This window comes from Synechocystis sp. PCC 7509 (assembly GCF_000332075.2).
GTDB lineage: Bacteria > Cyanobacteriota > Cyanobacteriia > Cyanobacteriales > Chroococcidiopsidaceae > Aliterella.
This window is the reverse complement of record NZ_ALVU02000002.1, coordinates 48,089-61,218: the sequence shown is the minus strand read 5'-3', so window position 1 is coordinate 61,218 and position 13,130 is coordinate 48,089. Positions and strand designations below refer to the sequence as shown.

Here is a 13,130-nt window from a genome sequence, read left to right as displayed (position 1 = left end):
TGGGTCTGCTTTTGAAGCAATTTAGGAGGCAGTTTCTTTCCAAGTCTCATTAGCCAAGAGGAAAAGAAAAGGACTTGATGATTGAGTTTTACCGAAACCTCAAAAAGGTTATGACCAAAGGAAAAGCATTACCTTGGCGCAAAGTTGAGCTTGATTGGCAAGCATCCCTTTTATTGGTCGCCGTTTATCTTGATTGGTGATGCCCGTTAATGCAGTTCAGCTTATCCGCTCCAACGCTGTAATTACCATCCTTTGTTTTCCTACTGTTGGTTTTGAGAATCTTTTGCTCAAGATGATTAGGATTAACCCCCGTCGGGAACACCAGTCGCGCCTTCGGGTTTGCCCAGTACAGCGCAATTGCACTCTGGGGACGCGCCAGTTGCAACAAGTACCATTTCCTGCCGTCTTTTTCCCATACGGCAAGTAAGTCGAATCCATCACGAGGATTAATAGCAATCGCTTTGGACTTCATATTTTCTCCTTAACAAGGATTTGTTACTTTGGTGCTGACGCGCTGCCTAATCCTTGTAAAAACCTCAACGCAAGCGATCGCCCTTTGGCACTGCCGAATGTCAAACATTGCCACATGGGTTCTTTCTAAAGGCAACCTCATGGCTTTCGATAGCCACTTGTAAGCTGCTTGGCGATCAGGAAAAACACCGGACTGCCACAGTGGGTCGAACTTGCGATGAGTTTTCCTTCGCCATTTTCGCAAGTCTTTGTCGGCTAAAGTTCCTAGCGGGGTAATTGTGCCGGGATGACACCCAACGCGCGCATCGCATTTGGGGTAGGAATTGCATAAATAAATGAATCCATAACTGCACCCGAAAACTTTGGCGCTATCAATTAAAGACACGCTACTACGGCAAAAGGGACACTTTTGAGGTTTCATCGGCTTATCCCCTGCAACTGCTCTAGTACCGCTATTTCCTCCGTTATCGCTCTAGCAACTGCTAATAGTCCCGGTTTGGATAGGTCTTGAAGTAAGGCGATCGCTTTGTTGAACTTGGGGCAGCAATCGCAAACGTAGTCGAAGTAAATTTCTTGGGGTTCGGTGGCTTCATAGAGGGCGGCGATCGCAATTGCGGCTTTTTTATCTTGGCTCAGGTATTGCAGATGGTTTTGTAGTTGCTGTAAAGTTGGCTCGTCTTTTGGATTGAGCGAGTGGCTGTTGAGATTTAGCATTGTTGGTGTCCTTTATTAGATAAGACAAAACCCGCTAGTAGTAACTAACGGATGTGGGTATTGATATTTGGGCTGCTGGGAAAAAGATTTGTTGCCTGTTTGATTGTTTAGGTGTTAACAGAAATACCCGTTACCTGGCACAAAAGGACTTTAGATTAAAGTAGACGTTAAGCTGAAGATGACTTAAATACTGAATAGGTTGAGCGCTGTCATGAACCTTTCCCCTGCACTCCAACAAGAAATCGAACAAATTGCCATGCTGCAAGGTATTTCCCCAGAGCAATTTATCCTCCAAACTCTAACGGAGAAAATCAATGCCTTCAAACAGGAACTCCCAAACCTATCAATTACAGAATCGCTCTCTAATTCGGCGGACTCTCATCTTAGAGAAAAAGAGGGAATTTTAGTATTCGACACACAATCTCTAGAGCGCATCGACTTTAACCAGTTAATTGAGCAAAGCCGTGAAAGGGATTGGGAGCAACTAGGGTTGTGAACGTTTTATTCGATACATCGGTTATTGTTGCCGCTTCACTACCGCAACATCCAAGCCATGCTCCCTGCTTTATTCAGTTACAAGCGGCGAAATTAGACCGAATAAAAGGCTATCTCTCCACTCACAGTTTGGCGGAACTCTATTCTGTGCTGACGCGGATGCCCAGTCAACCACGTATTTCTCCGCAAGATGCCAAACTTCTGATCGAAAGTCACCTTCAATATTTAGAAACTGTCGTTTTAGATAAGGCAGATTATCAAGCGGCGATCGCACAGATGACAGCACTCAATCTTACTGGTGGAGGAATTTTTGATGCGTTAATTGCTCAATCCGCATTGAAAGTATCAGTAGAAAGACTTTTAACGCTCAACCCAAAACATTTTACTCGTCTTGGTACAGAATTAGCACAGATCGTTTACGTTCCTTAGCTCTAAATAATGTTCATTAAGCCGCTACTGAACTTGCGCTGGTAGCTCCAATAGTCTGCTGCATAGGCAACTGCCATCGCACGGTAACAAAGCCACCGTCTGCTATTTGGTATGAAAGAAAGTTAGGATGCGATCGCTTCCAGCCTTTGCCATTGGCGTTACGTGAATACGCCGACTCGTTTACATTTGGCTGTGGTTTGCCGCGCTCCCAATATAACCGACAGAGCGGACCCGAAATCACTCGATACCGAAAGCTGCCGCCGGGGGAAACAATGATTTCCCCCAAATACTCAGCGCTTAATTGGTGCAAATCCTCATCAGTAAACAGCCCCGATGGAGCGTAGAATCTCGTCGGGGCGGGTTCTAAGGCTGTGCATTTACCCATTGCTAAGACTTTAGTAGTAACAAATTCTGCTCAACTCTTTCCAACTTTGCCGATGCCTCACTTTTTTCCTGGGCGCTAATCTTAGCATTCTTTAGCTGGCTCAGATAAAGTTTTTTGGCTTGCCCGAAGTCCAATCGGGCATCTTCTTGGTTGCCTAAGTTGCTTAGGGCGATCGCTCGATAGTAATAAGCCTCAGCTAGACCGGGAAACTGCTTAATCGCATTATTAGCTACTCGCAAAGCTGTAGCATAATTTTTGTCTTTGGTAGCACTTTCAATTACTTCCAGCAATTGCTCGGAAGTCGGCTGGAACTGAAGATCAATTACTACCTGAGCCAGACCGGGAGTTGCAAATGTTAGCAAGGGCAATAACAATGTTGTGGCAATGATTTTTTTCATATTGGTGATGCCTTTGAAAGCCAGGAAACATTACGAACTATTAAGCGTCTGAACTTTCATTTAGAGTTACAGAAAAAATGATGGGACGATTGTTACTTAAAGGGTTACTTGTAAGCTTGGTGCTTTGGACGCTGCCTGCCCAAGCACAGCAGGTAAGCAAGCCTCAAGTTGAGGCAATGGTTGAGGCACTGCGCCTAGCTGCACCAAAAACTGGCATTCAAAATGATGGGCTATACAGTCAGTGGCAAATTACACCAGGTATTATTCCTAGTTGGTCGAAGCAATGCCTTGGGCGTGAAGTTACACCTAAACAACTGGAAAGCAGCCCAGGAGTAGCAAGAAGTATAGTTAGCTGTATTGTGCGCCGAGAGCTACCAAAGCAGTATATAGTTACTGGCAAGAATGAGACTACGGCAGTGCGTCGTACTGCTTGTTGGTGGATGACAGGTAATCCTACAAGCTGTACTAACGGTCAAACTGCTAAATATGTTCAGAACGTTGAACGTTTTTATCAGCAAGCACGGAGCAAATAAGTAGCCATGCCAGCAGTATCTAAAGGTGCGTTAAACTTTCCTGCTAAAATTTAATCTAGCTGGCTTAAACAATTATTTAAGCCAGCTAGATTAAGACAATTGCTTTGTTTTAAATTGAGTTTCTAATCCAGTTTTACTTATAGGTCAGTCTGCTCTGGAGTTAGAGAAAATTAAGTTACCTTGTAACTGCTTTACTCATAGGTACTCTGCGAGGTGTCACCAGTCATGAGTGGGTCATATTTGGCATAATCGCTATCACCTACATGGACAAACCCATGTTCCAACAGCCATGCTTCTGCGGCTTTGAGATTAGTTTGATAATCCTCACAATCAGTAAATTCTTTCAGCATTTGTCCACTGGTTGTATTAATTTGGGAACCAGTTTGATTTGAATGAATAACAAGACTTACTGTTGATTCCATCTTTTGGGTAGCCATAGGATACTCTTCGCCTCAAGGTAAAGTATTTTAATGTTAAGAAGCTGATGTTTCTGGCGTAGATTTAAACAGCTATTCCTCTTTTTCAATCCTCCCATATTTTAGCCGACCATCTCTACTACTCCTCTAGACTGCACTTGAAAAGTGATAATTGATTGAAAACAAAATCTATCGGTGCTGGGAGCAAAATTGTAGATGTTGAATTTGGTGGTTTAACTTTTTGATGTAATGCCGCAAGACAATCTTGCCTTGTTGCTTTGCTTTTGGGTATATCTCCTGGTAATGCTTAAGGAGATATTGCAACTCCTCCAAGTCTTTCTGCTTTGTAAAAACTGGTTTTATCATGGTTAATTCTTCCTTCTCAATACAAAAGTAGGGCTAGAAAACTGGTTCTAGCCCCGTAGTTGTGGTTATTTGGGTTGTGTTGTCCTATACGGTTTTTTGCTGCGAGTCTTGTTCCGCTTGCCCGTGTGCTGAATTAATTTTGTCTGTTGCCCGTGCTACTATGTCCTGCCAATTGATGCAACTCTTGCCACATATTGCAAAACAAGGCTCCTTGTTCTATTGCATCATCTAATGCCAAGTGTGTATGAGGCTTTTCATCAAACCAGTGACGCGGCATTCGGCGCTTGGTTGCGTCTCGATAACCAATTTTTAGTAATGCCATCGCTAAGGTTTTAATGTCCAATGCAGAATGCGAAAAAGGGCTTTTACCCGTAAATCGGATTAAATACCAGTAAACAAACATGAAATCGAAGGCTGCTGGGTAAGCAACAAAAACAGGTTTGCCGGGTAATGACTTAAGCCATAATGAGTATTTCGGCATAGCTAATTCAGGAGATTGAATATTCTTTCTACATGCGCTCCATGCTTGGGGCTGCGTTTTCCACCACTCCATTGTTTTTGGGTCGCTTTTAGCTTCGGGCAATGTTTCTAGATTTGCAGAAAACGTGCCAACGAGAGTTTTGTCAGGTAGATAAGCAGCAGAACCAAAACTGAGCATTGAATTAATGCCAGGAATTGGTCCATCGGTTTCAACGTCGGTACTAACATAGATTTCTTTCATCTATTTGTTCTATTAAAGTTTGACAGTATAATAAACTAACTGAAATATAGATTTGATATTTTCAGCTAGTTTTTGGTTGTTCTAAAAACTTCGCGCCTATCTTTGCTCTGGCGCTTCTACATACTCAATTACTGTAGTGATCGCTATAGTTATTTCTTCCATCGTTGTTGCGGACAATTGCCCCAGCTTGCGGATAAATCTTTGTCTATCTGCTCCTCGCAATTGCAAAGCATCTACCGCCGAAATCTTCGCTAAACCATTGCTACTATCTGGGTCAACTTTAACGTGCCAAATATTATTAGCAAAGTACGGCTTCCAGTTAGTAATCGGTGCAATTAGCTTGATAGGTAGTCTGCTAATAGCATCTGAACTTATAACTACCGCAGGACGTATTTTTCATATTTCCGCTCCTGTGGTTGGGTCAAAATTAATTAGCCAAACCTCACCTCGCTTAGGAGAAATATTAGTAATCAAAAATGTCCCCGGCTTGCAGTTCTCGCCATTCGGGAGAGTTTTCGTAATGCTCTGACATTACTTCTACTTGCTTTGCTAGAATTTGCTGACGTTCTAGAAGTGATAGTTTCATAAAGGCGCGACGCTCAGACAAAGAAACTGTTTGAGGCTCTGGTTGTGAAGCGATTTCTTTCTCTTGCTTTTGCACAGGCTGTAAGTTTTCCATTTGGGGTGGTTACTCTGTTAGCTTTATCAAGTAACTTTAACAAGTTTTACACTCATGTTTTATGCTGCTGGGAAAAGAGATTTTTATTTTCCCAGCAGCAATTATTATTTGAGTAAGGGGTTAAAACCCATCGTCCTCAACTTCTTCGCTTTCCCCCAGAAACCTCGCATCACGAGCATAATTTGAGGTAAAGCTATTTGACTCGTTACTTGGTGACAGCGCCGCCATTTCACAAGAAGAGCCTTCTAACGCTGGCATCGACAGTACGTCAATTTTCTGACCAGGTTCTAGTGCTGACCAAGCATAGTCTCTGAGTTGACCGTATCCAACAAAGTAGTCCTTCCAGGTTTCTGTCGTTGGTACTTGGTGGCTGACTACTCTACAGCACCAAGACTTGTTTTGTTTTTCTCCCACTAATTCTGCCTGTGTTGTGAAGCAAAACACGCCCAAAGCATGGAATAGATCGTTTTTTGGTTTAGCTGGCACTTGATTTATCAGCGCGTGACAAGTCTCTAACTGAGCTTTGAAAGCACGTCTTTCTACTTCAAAGGTCGCCCCATTTACTCCTCGCGCTGCATATTTGAGCGGCAATGAGTGAAGTGGATTGTTGTTTTCATCTAAGAAAAATACGAGGTACAATCGCTCAGTTTTGATGTTCTTGTCGTCTTTGAGCGCTGCATCATACAACCCCACAATTGCTCTTTTTTGCTGTTGCTCGGAAGCTTGAATGTCGTACTGATACAATTCTGTTTTTGGACAAACAAGCATTCGAGGATTAGGAATTAAAATACCCTGCTCGGTCACTCCAGAAAAGAACGTATGGCTGATTAACTGCGTTTCGTCAAAGTCAATCCAGCCGCATTTTGCCATCGTGCTAACTGGGATGAAATAACCACAGTGCAACTTGTCATTTAGGACAATTACTGTTGGCAAACTGGCATTTTTATCAATAAATTCATCGCTGGTAAATTGGTCACGTTCGATGGTCTTCGCTTCGTTCGACATTGCTTAATTCCTTGTTGTGTTGTTTGTTTTGATTGTTAATAATTAGCGGCTAAAAAGCACTACCAATTGGACTTCTAGCAAGACGTTCGCGCTTCAATAAGCATCAATAGCAAAAGCTCCCTGGAAAAAGAATCTTCCTTTCCAAGTAGTTGATACTTTTAATTCTTGGTTGACACTGAGGTTTAATTTCTATCCTTAATTAAAAATTAAATCTCCTTTTCTCTGATCGCTAAAGTGCAATAAGGTGATTGAAAAATAAAATGTGCTGGATTATGCACATAAGCCCAGTAGTGATACTTCCAAAACTTGACGAATGCGAAAAGTAGCAACAATTGTCAGTTGAGGCAAAGTGATAATAACTTGGTCATGATAGGGATACCAAGTTTTTAGAGTTAAGTGCATTTGTCTTTTGCTTCCTCGCTTTAATCTCCTTGTGAGTAATTAAGTAAAGAAGGCGCTTTTAACTTTACATATTGCGCCTTGATAGTCTAATAATCTGAAAGTTTTTAGTCGTAGGAAGTTAACACCCGTTCCCGATGCTCCTGCCAAAACTTCGCGCCAGCCATATATTTCTGTGCTATCCGTTCGGCTTCTTCATGATCGTCCGCTCGACCAATAGCGCGATCGCCTACCCAAACTAAATACCATTGCCACTTTTGGTCATAAGTTACTGACCAAGTGAGGGATTTAGGTGGAGGCGTTGGTATGTAGGGTTTTGTATGCTGTTTATAGCCTTCTACATACCCTCTGGCATACTCGCATTCGGCTTCTGTATAAAGTGGGATTGTTTTATCTATCGCCTCTAATCGCCCGTGATTAAATCCAACTTCAAACTCGGTTCTTGGAGGGGGTAGTGCATCATCGTCTTCTTTGTCTAAAACCCATTCCTCTGTATAGCAGGAAGCATTAGTAGGCTTGACCTTTAGCCAGACTCGACCATCGGTGTAAACGTCTTTGTTTACTACCTCCATGACAGGTGTAAAAGGAGCATGGATGATATCGCCAATGTTCGCTTTGGTTGTGGCTCTATCCCAGACTTTCGGGGTAGATTCAGAGCGGACTTGAATTGTGCGTTTTTCTTGGGTTAGCATTGTATTACCTATGAATTTAGGAACCAAAGCCTGTAAGCGCTCTCCCGTCGAAAGTCGAACGCTACAGGCTTTGTTGTTTGTACAAATTGTCTAAAGTAAGTTTTTAATCCACCAGGGCATCTCCTATCAGCGTTCATCCCTTCCGGGCTACCTGGTTTGTCTCTCGTCTGGCGGGTGCAGGCAGTGCCTCGTTTCCAGTTCCGCTTGTTATCGAGCTAACAGCAACCTTATTTCTTTGTTTGGAATTGTGAATCAGTCATTGATTGTGCAACTCTTTATTTTTGGTTCTCGGTGAGGCGGTTTGCTTTCCTCATCCCTATACTTATAGTATAGCGTTACAACGAAATAAAAACAAGTGTTTTGACGAATGTTTTTACAGCTTTTAACAAACTAAATAGTTTGTACAACGAAAAAAAAAGAGCTTGTTAGCGCTATAATAGCCATAACTCTAGCGTTGTAGTGAAATAGGAGGTGGTCTATATTGCATTGCATACCCCCGTTAATGAAGAAAGAGATACTAGATGAACGATTGAAAGAACTTGGATGGAGCGCCTACAAACTAGCGCAAGAAGTTAGTAAGCTTAGGTCACAAGAGGAGGAACAGGAAAAAAAAGTTACTAGCTTCGTTAGCTCTGTGAGACAAGCTTTAGAAAAGCCTGATAACTCAAGTCTCAAAACTATTGAGACGCTTATTAAAGCTTTAGATGGAGAAATTATTATTCGTTGGAAAGAAAGAAAAGAAGTTGTAATAGGTGAAAGGGAAGTAAAAATCGAATGAAAAGTAATACCCTACACGTCAACCGATTTACAAGAGACAGAACTGTGCTTGTAATATTCTCTTTTCCAAGTAGCTTCTCTCTTAAATTTCCTTATTTAAACAAATAGCGATCGCTTAACTCTTGGCGGAGACACGATCGCTACTTGTACCACAACCTACCCTAGTTAACCCATTGAGGTCATGGCATGACAATCGTATCTGATTCTGTGCTGGTTGAGTCTAAATCGGCTCGAAACGATCACCTTGAATCTGTTTCTCCACAACGCGCCCAAGAAATTTTAAACAAAGTTAAAGCCCTCTTTTTTGCTGTTTGGAAAGGAGAAGGTATCACCACCACTGAGCAACTAGCAGGTTTTTATGAAACTGAGTCCAACAGTATTCGTCAAGTCTTAAAACGTCATTTAGATGAATTTGAGCTAGATGGATTGAAAAGCTTGCGGGGGAAGAATCTTAAGGATGTGCGTGACATTTTGTCACTCACCTCTACAGTGCCAAACCTAACTATTTGGACACCACGAGCAGCAATGCGTTTGGGGATGCTGCTGCGAGATTCTATAATCGCCAAGGCAGTTAGAACTAGCTTCCTTGACGCAATAGAAACTATCCCCGCCCAATCCCAAGAAATCGAACGCCTAAAGCTAGAGCTACAAGTAGCCCAAGCCCAAGCAACCGCCGCCCAGAGTCAAGAGCGCCTGATGCAAGCAACTAATGCGATCGCTAACCTTCACGGTACAGGTATGGTAGCGCTAATCTTAGGCAAACCCGATGCAATTCTTACCCACACTGAAATCATAGAGAAAACCGTTGCCGTAGATCCTAAAACTGGACGAGTGCTTGCCCAAAGCGACGGTCTGACCATCGGCTATCTGACTAAGCGCCTCGGCTTCAAGAACAATGAGCAGACTTGGCAATGGCTTAACTCAGTCCAGTTAGGGAAAGATTCTGGTGCTTGGTCAAGGGAGCTAACGGCTCACCCTACTCTGAAATTGCCTCGACATCACCTGCCCAAAATCCAGCGTTTGTTTGCTTACCAGGTGGGCAATCGTCAGCTTTTGCTTGGGGAAGGAGGCGGAAGATGAGACAACGTACTTATTTTCTTTTCCAAGTAGCTTCTTCTCTTTTGCTGCCTCCTCATACTTTGGATTATTTGTCAATCCTAGAACCTAAAAATGAAAGTAGCTTTTGGTTGACGATTTGAGGTGTTTGACTTTAGTTGTATCTGACTACCTTATCTTTCCTAATCTTTCTTCTCCCAAATTGTCATTCCTGACGATTTTTTGCTCTTAGTAAATTAACACCGGAGTTTACATTAAAATGCCTTCAAGATTCTCCCAACAACCTGCCAATATCAAAGCTCAAGAATTTGATTATGCTGCTTTAAACAGTGAAACTCAAATCGTCGTGCAGCAACGTACCAGTGAAATTAGGAGCCTGCTGCGCCGTACTGCTCAAGATATTTTTGACGTTGGACAAAAACTAATTGAAGTGAAAGCTCAACTAGGACATGGACACTTTCGCACCTGGTTAGAATCAGAGTTTGACTGGAGTATTTGGACAGCAACCAAATTTATGCAAGTGGCTGATAAATTCAAATGTGTAAAATTCTCACATTTAGACATTGCGCCCTCGGCTTTGTATGAACTAGCGGCTCCTTCCACTCCCGATTGTGTACGCTGTGAAGCTATAGAACGTGCTAGTCACGGCGAAACAATCACTTACTCACTAGCTAAAGCGATTAAGGCTGAAATGAGCGCGCAAGCTTCGCAGGAGCCAGTGCGACTACAGGCTGAGTCTGTCACTATTGACATTAGTGCCGAAACTATAGCTGAAGAATCTTTTACAGTACCAGAGCCAAGTAACCCAGTAGAGGCGCAAATAGTTCCAGAACACGAAGAGCAGCTTTCACCACTAATGGAGAGCGACAAACGAGCATCGGCACTTCCTGATTTATTAAATGTCGAGCCAGATTTCCTTTGTACAGCGTTGTTAAGGAATGTAGAATCTCTAAGTCACGAGCAGATTAATATTTTATAGCAAAGTTTAGCACAGCGTGCTGATTTTGAGGAACTAGCTTTACAAAACTTGTCCGATTCCTGCCTCAAGCGGTTAACGGCTGCCGCTCTAGAAGAACTCAACAAACGTCAATAGCTAAACAATTGCTACAACCAAATCGTATCGGTGGAAGCCGCAACAATATTTCTATGTTTTTGAGCCATTTTTTGACCCATTGATTATGTCTAACCTAGTAATTTTATTTACCTATACTGGTGCAGTAGTGGCTAAAATTAAAGGTACGTTACCTTATGCCCTAATAATTCCCATGCCAGCTTCTAATTCGTTGTCACCTAAGCAACGGTTTGATTACACCATTCTTGAGCCAGAGGCTTATCAGGTTGTTAAAGTGCAGACCGGAGAAATTCGGGCGTTGATGAAACTGAGTTTTGAAAGCATTATTCAGATTGGGCAGAAACTCAAACTCGTTAAACAACATCTAGGACACGGACACTTTCGCACCTGGTTAGAATCAGAGTTTGACTGGAGTATTTGGACAGCAACTAAGTTTATGCAAGTTGCTGAACGATTTGATGAGACGAGCTTCTCTGGGCTAGATATTGCACCTTCTGCTCTTTATGAACTAGCTGCACCTTCAACTCCTGAAGCTGCCCGTGATGAAGCGCTGGCTCGTGCTGCCTCCGGTGAAGCCATTAGCTATACTACTGCTAAAGCACTTAAGCAGAAATATATTCCCCAGGCTACCAAGACTAAAGCCGAGGCAGTTGCGGGGTTAGCTCCGGGGTTAAAACCGACAGTTGCGTTACCCCCAGGCTCTAGTTCCAAACTTGAAATTGTCGCAATCCGTCCGGCAGCACCTACTTCTCCACCTAGTTCTGAGACTTCTAGGCTAACGGCTCCTCACCTTCCTCAACTGCCTCCAGCCCCACAGCCAACTTCTCCAATTTCTGTGGATGAGGAACCTGGCGCATTGTGGCAACTAGGGGGACGACATCTACTCTATGGCGGCGACCCTAATTCTGCCCAATTCTTGCAGCGAGTCCCAGAAAAGGTGAGTCTAATGTTTGGGTTTCCACCGACCCTAGATTGGTATAGCACGATTCGAGCTAAAACAAGAATTATTACTGATGAGTATTTACCTCAAGGCAAAGATGTGAGATTATTGGAAGATATGCTAGAAACAAGCATCCTTCTTTATTCTAAGGTTGGAGAACTGGTAGTTAGTTGCTTTGTGCCTTCCGTTGAAATTCTTTCGATTATCAACCGCCAAGACCGTCGTGCTTTGATAGCTGAACCGGACTCAAAACGAGTCAATGCTGTTATTTCTGACTGGAAATTGGCAGGATTAAAAGTAGAACGGTTGACGTAGAAAAAGACGAATCAAATCTCTTTTACTCTATTGAAAATTAACCCTGTGGGAGTTGACAAATGAGTATTTATCTGTATTCACGCCAATCTAGGAAAATCTTTCATTGGGTTCAGCTTTGGTGCTAAATCCCGTATAATATTCTCAATCGAATAAGCTTCGTGGTAGGGAAAGTCTGACTTGAGCCTCAGACTATATGGTGATGCATCAAATTAATGTGGGATAGGTAGCAATATCATGCCAACTCCACGCTCTCGTTGCTAATCCGGCTCGTTGTGCAGCAGTTGTTTTGAATCGGCTATGCTGCCAAATCCAGTTGAAGTAACTCACCACTAATCGAGTTGTCACTTTTGTCTGTTCCCACACCTTACCAAACTTGTTCTGTCGTCGATGCCATCTTCCGGTTTGTTGTCGCACAGTACCATTAGTACGTTCTAATCGCTGCGTTTTGTCTTTGCCAATGTAGTGGTGAATTTCAGGAGGTAGAACTCGCTCATACCCGCCCCAAGCATCACTGTTAAATTGCTTGCAATTTGTTTTTCCCTCGGTGTTGAGGACTAACTGACCAATCAGTTCATCAGTGTGTTTGCCAACTCGCGCCGCCAGAATTAAGCCACTTGAATCGGCAAGACTCAGACCGATCCAACAATCCCCGACTTCTAGTTCTTGAGCGCAACACTGTTTCTGTTTTTTGAGACAAATGACCACATCTCATCGGCACTTACCTCCTCTGTTTGTACAGCTTGGACTTCGGCATTGTGAACCAATTGGGCTTTTTGACTGGCAGCGCGAACAATACTCACAACTGTGTTGTAGGCAAGCCCAGTTGTTCTACTAATCCCTCGTAAACTACTGCCCTCACTATGTGCTTGCAACACTTGGCGAATTTGTTCAGGACTAATATGTCGACGATAGTACAAACTGTCGAAGGATTCCGAGAACGTTTGATGGCAAGCGGGACACAGGTAACGTTGATGTCCGTTCGGCATCTTGCCATGTTTATGGGCTTTAATGTGACCACACAGAGGACAATCCATAGAGATGCTTCGAGTTTAAAACCACCCTGTCACTATATCATCCCACATTGAATTGACGCACTACCGACTATATCTTCCGCCACCGAAGGCTCCGACCCAACACCGTTAACATGGAGGTCAGAACGTCAATGCTCTTAGTAGTATTGTGCAGCTTTAGTGTGCCTTTTGGCAAGTTATTTCCTAAAATAATTTCAAATTCGTTTGATTCTCATACCTTAAATAATGGCAGCTTA

20 protein-coding genes are annotated in these 13,130 nt (G+C 43.0%); 7 read left to right on the top strand and 13 right to left on the bottom strand.

The window, feature by feature from the left end:
• Positions 1-184: 184 nt before the first annotated feature.
• The 3 genes from SYN7509_RS0221450 to SYN7509_RS0221440 are packed head-to-tail and all read right to left on the bottom strand — an operon-like array spanning position 185 to position 1,185.
• A complete protein-coding gene (locus SYN7509_RS0221450) occupies positions 185-472 on the bottom strand; it encodes a hypothetical protein (protein WP_009630278.1) in 288 nt (95 codons plus the stop codon).
• A gap of 9 nt (positions 473-481) precedes the next feature.
• Positions 482-892 carry a zinc-finger-containing protein gene (locus SYN7509_RS26665; protein ID WP_009630279.1) on the bottom strand — a complete coding sequence of 137 codons (411 nt, stop codon included), beginning with the start codon at positions 890-892 and terminating at the stop codon, positions 482-484.
• Positions 889-1,185, bottom strand: coding sequence for a hypothetical protein (locus SYN7509_RS0221440; protein WP_009630280.1), 297 nt, complete (start codon positions 1,183-1,185; stop codon positions 889-891). Before SYN7509_RS0221440 ends, SYN7509_RS26665 begins: the two co-directional genes overlap by 4 nt.
• A gap of 211 nt (positions 1,186-1,396) precedes the next feature.
• Here SYN7509_RS0221440 and SYN7509_RS0221435 point away from each other — a divergent pair, with 211 nt between their 5' ends.
• Positions 1,397-1,681: a hypothetical protein gene (locus tag SYN7509_RS0221435; protein WP_009630281.1), complete on the top strand. Its 285-nt coding sequence runs from the start codon at positions 1,397-1,399 to the stop codon at positions 1,679-1,681.
• Positions 1,678-2,109, top strand: a complete 432-nt coding sequence (locus tag SYN7509_RS0221430; RefSeq protein ID WP_009630282.1) for a PIN domain-containing protein — start codon at positions 1,678-1,680, stop codon at positions 2,107-2,109. Before SYN7509_RS0221435 ends, SYN7509_RS0221430 begins: the two co-directional genes overlap by 4 nt.
• Before the next feature lie 16 nt (positions 2,110-2,125).
• Here the strand turns inward: SYN7509_RS0221430 and SYN7509_RS0221425 are convergent, their stop codons facing one another.
• Positions 2,126-2,494 (bottom strand): hypothetical protein, encoded by a 369-nt coding sequence (locus tag SYN7509_RS0221425; protein ID WP_009630283.1) that lies wholly within the window; start codon positions 2,492-2,494, stop codon positions 2,126-2,128.
• 2 nt (positions 2,495-2,496) lie between these two features.
• A complete protein-coding gene (locus tag SYN7509_RS0221420) occupies positions 2,497-2,892 on the bottom strand; it encodes a tetratricopeptide repeat protein (protein ID WP_009630284.1) in 396 nt (131 codons plus the stop codon).
• 77 nt (positions 2,893-2,969) lie between these two features.
• Here SYN7509_RS0221420 and SYN7509_RS0221415 point away from each other — a divergent pair, with 77 nt between their 5' ends.
• Positions 2,970-3,425, top strand: coding sequence for a hypothetical protein (locus SYN7509_RS0221415; protein WP_009630285.1), 456 nt, complete (start codon positions 2,970-2,972; stop codon positions 3,423-3,425).
• A 191-nt stretch (positions 3,426-3,616) separates the two neighbouring features.
• Here SYN7509_RS0221415 and SYN7509_RS0221410 read toward each other — a convergent pair whose 3' ends face one another.
• From SYN7509_RS0221410 to SYN7509_RS0221375, 7 genes are all read right to left on the bottom strand, one after another.
• Positions 3,617-3,862, bottom strand: coding sequence for a hypothetical protein (locus SYN7509_RS0221410; protein ID WP_009630286.1), 246 nt, complete (start codon positions 3,860-3,862; stop codon positions 3,617-3,619).
• 478 nt (positions 3,863-4,340) lie between these two features.
• Entirely contained in the window at positions 4,341-4,928 is a 588-nt protein-coding gene (locus SYN7509_RS0221400; RefSeq protein ID WP_009630287.1) for a 3'-5' exonuclease family protein, read from the bottom strand.
• Between the two features lie 96 nt (positions 4,929-5,024).
• Positions 5,025-5,321 (bottom strand): type II toxin-antitoxin system PemK/MazF family toxin, encoded by a 297-nt coding sequence (locus SYN7509_RS26660; protein WP_028954490.1) that lies wholly within the window; start codon positions 5,319-5,321, stop codon positions 5,025-5,027.
• 70 nt (positions 5,322-5,391) lie between these two features.
• The gene (locus tag SYN7509_RS26655; RefSeq protein ID WP_009630288.1) at positions 5,392-5,607 is read right to left on the bottom strand and encodes a hypothetical protein; all 216 of its coding nucleotides are present in this window, start codon (positions 5,605-5,607) and stop codon (positions 5,392-5,394) included.
• A 120-nt stretch (positions 5,608-5,727) separates the two neighbouring features.
• Positions 5,728-6,612, bottom strand: coding sequence for a DUF5895 domain-containing protein (locus tag SYN7509_RS26650; protein ID WP_009630289.1), 885 nt, complete (start codon positions 6,610-6,612; stop codon positions 5,728-5,730).
• A gap of 270 nt (positions 6,613-6,882) precedes the next feature.
• On the bottom strand, positions 6,883-7,014 hold the full coding sequence (locus SYN7509_RS31450; protein ID WP_009630290.1) for a hypothetical protein: 132 nt from the start codon (positions 7,012-7,014) through the stop codon (positions 6,883-6,885).
• A 104-nt stretch (positions 7,015-7,118) separates the two neighbouring features.
• A complete protein-coding gene (locus SYN7509_RS0221375) occupies positions 7,119-7,703 on the bottom strand; it encodes a hypothetical protein (protein ID WP_009630291.1) in 585 nt (194 codons plus the stop codon).
• A gap of 502 nt (positions 7,704-8,205) precedes the next feature.
• On the opposite strand from SYN7509_RS0221375, the gene SYN7509_RS0221370 reads away from it, so the two are divergent.
• The 4 genes from SYN7509_RS0221370 (at position 8,206) to SYN7509_RS27835 (ending at position 11,863) form a co-directional block, all read left to right on the top strand.
• Entirely contained in the window at positions 8,206-8,481 is a 276-nt protein-coding gene (locus tag SYN7509_RS0221370; RefSeq protein WP_009629952.1) for a hypothetical protein, read from the top strand.
• Between the two features lie 185 nt (positions 8,482-8,666).
• Complete coding sequence (locus tag SYN7509_RS0221365) at positions 8,667-9,560, top strand: hypothetical protein (RefSeq protein WP_009629951.1); 894 nt, start codon at positions 8,667-8,669, stop codon at positions 9,558-9,560.
• Between the two features lie 235 nt (positions 9,561-9,795).
• Positions 9,796-10,515, top strand: a complete 720-nt coding sequence (locus tag SYN7509_RS26645; RefSeq protein ID WP_009629949.1) for a DUF3102 domain-containing protein — start codon at positions 9,796-9,798, stop codon at positions 10,513-10,515.
• A 199-nt stretch (positions 10,516-10,714) separates the two neighbouring features.
• Complete coding sequence (locus tag SYN7509_RS27835; protein WP_009629948.1) at positions 10,715-11,863, top strand: DUF3102 domain-containing protein; 1,149 nt, start codon at positions 10,715-10,717, stop codon at positions 11,861-11,863.
• 204 nt (positions 11,864-12,067) lie between these two features.
• Here the strand turns inward: SYN7509_RS27835 and SYN7509_RS29350 are convergent.
• Positions 12,068-12,897 (bottom strand): IS1 family transposase gene (locus tag SYN7509_RS29350; protein WP_148297933.1). Its coding sequence is split into 2 segments (ribosomal slippage): positions 12,068-12,553 and positions 12,556-12,897, totalling 828 coding nucleotides; the frame shifts between segments, so codons are not numbered across the junction.
• Between the last annotated feature and the right edge of the window lie 233 nt (positions 12,898-13,130).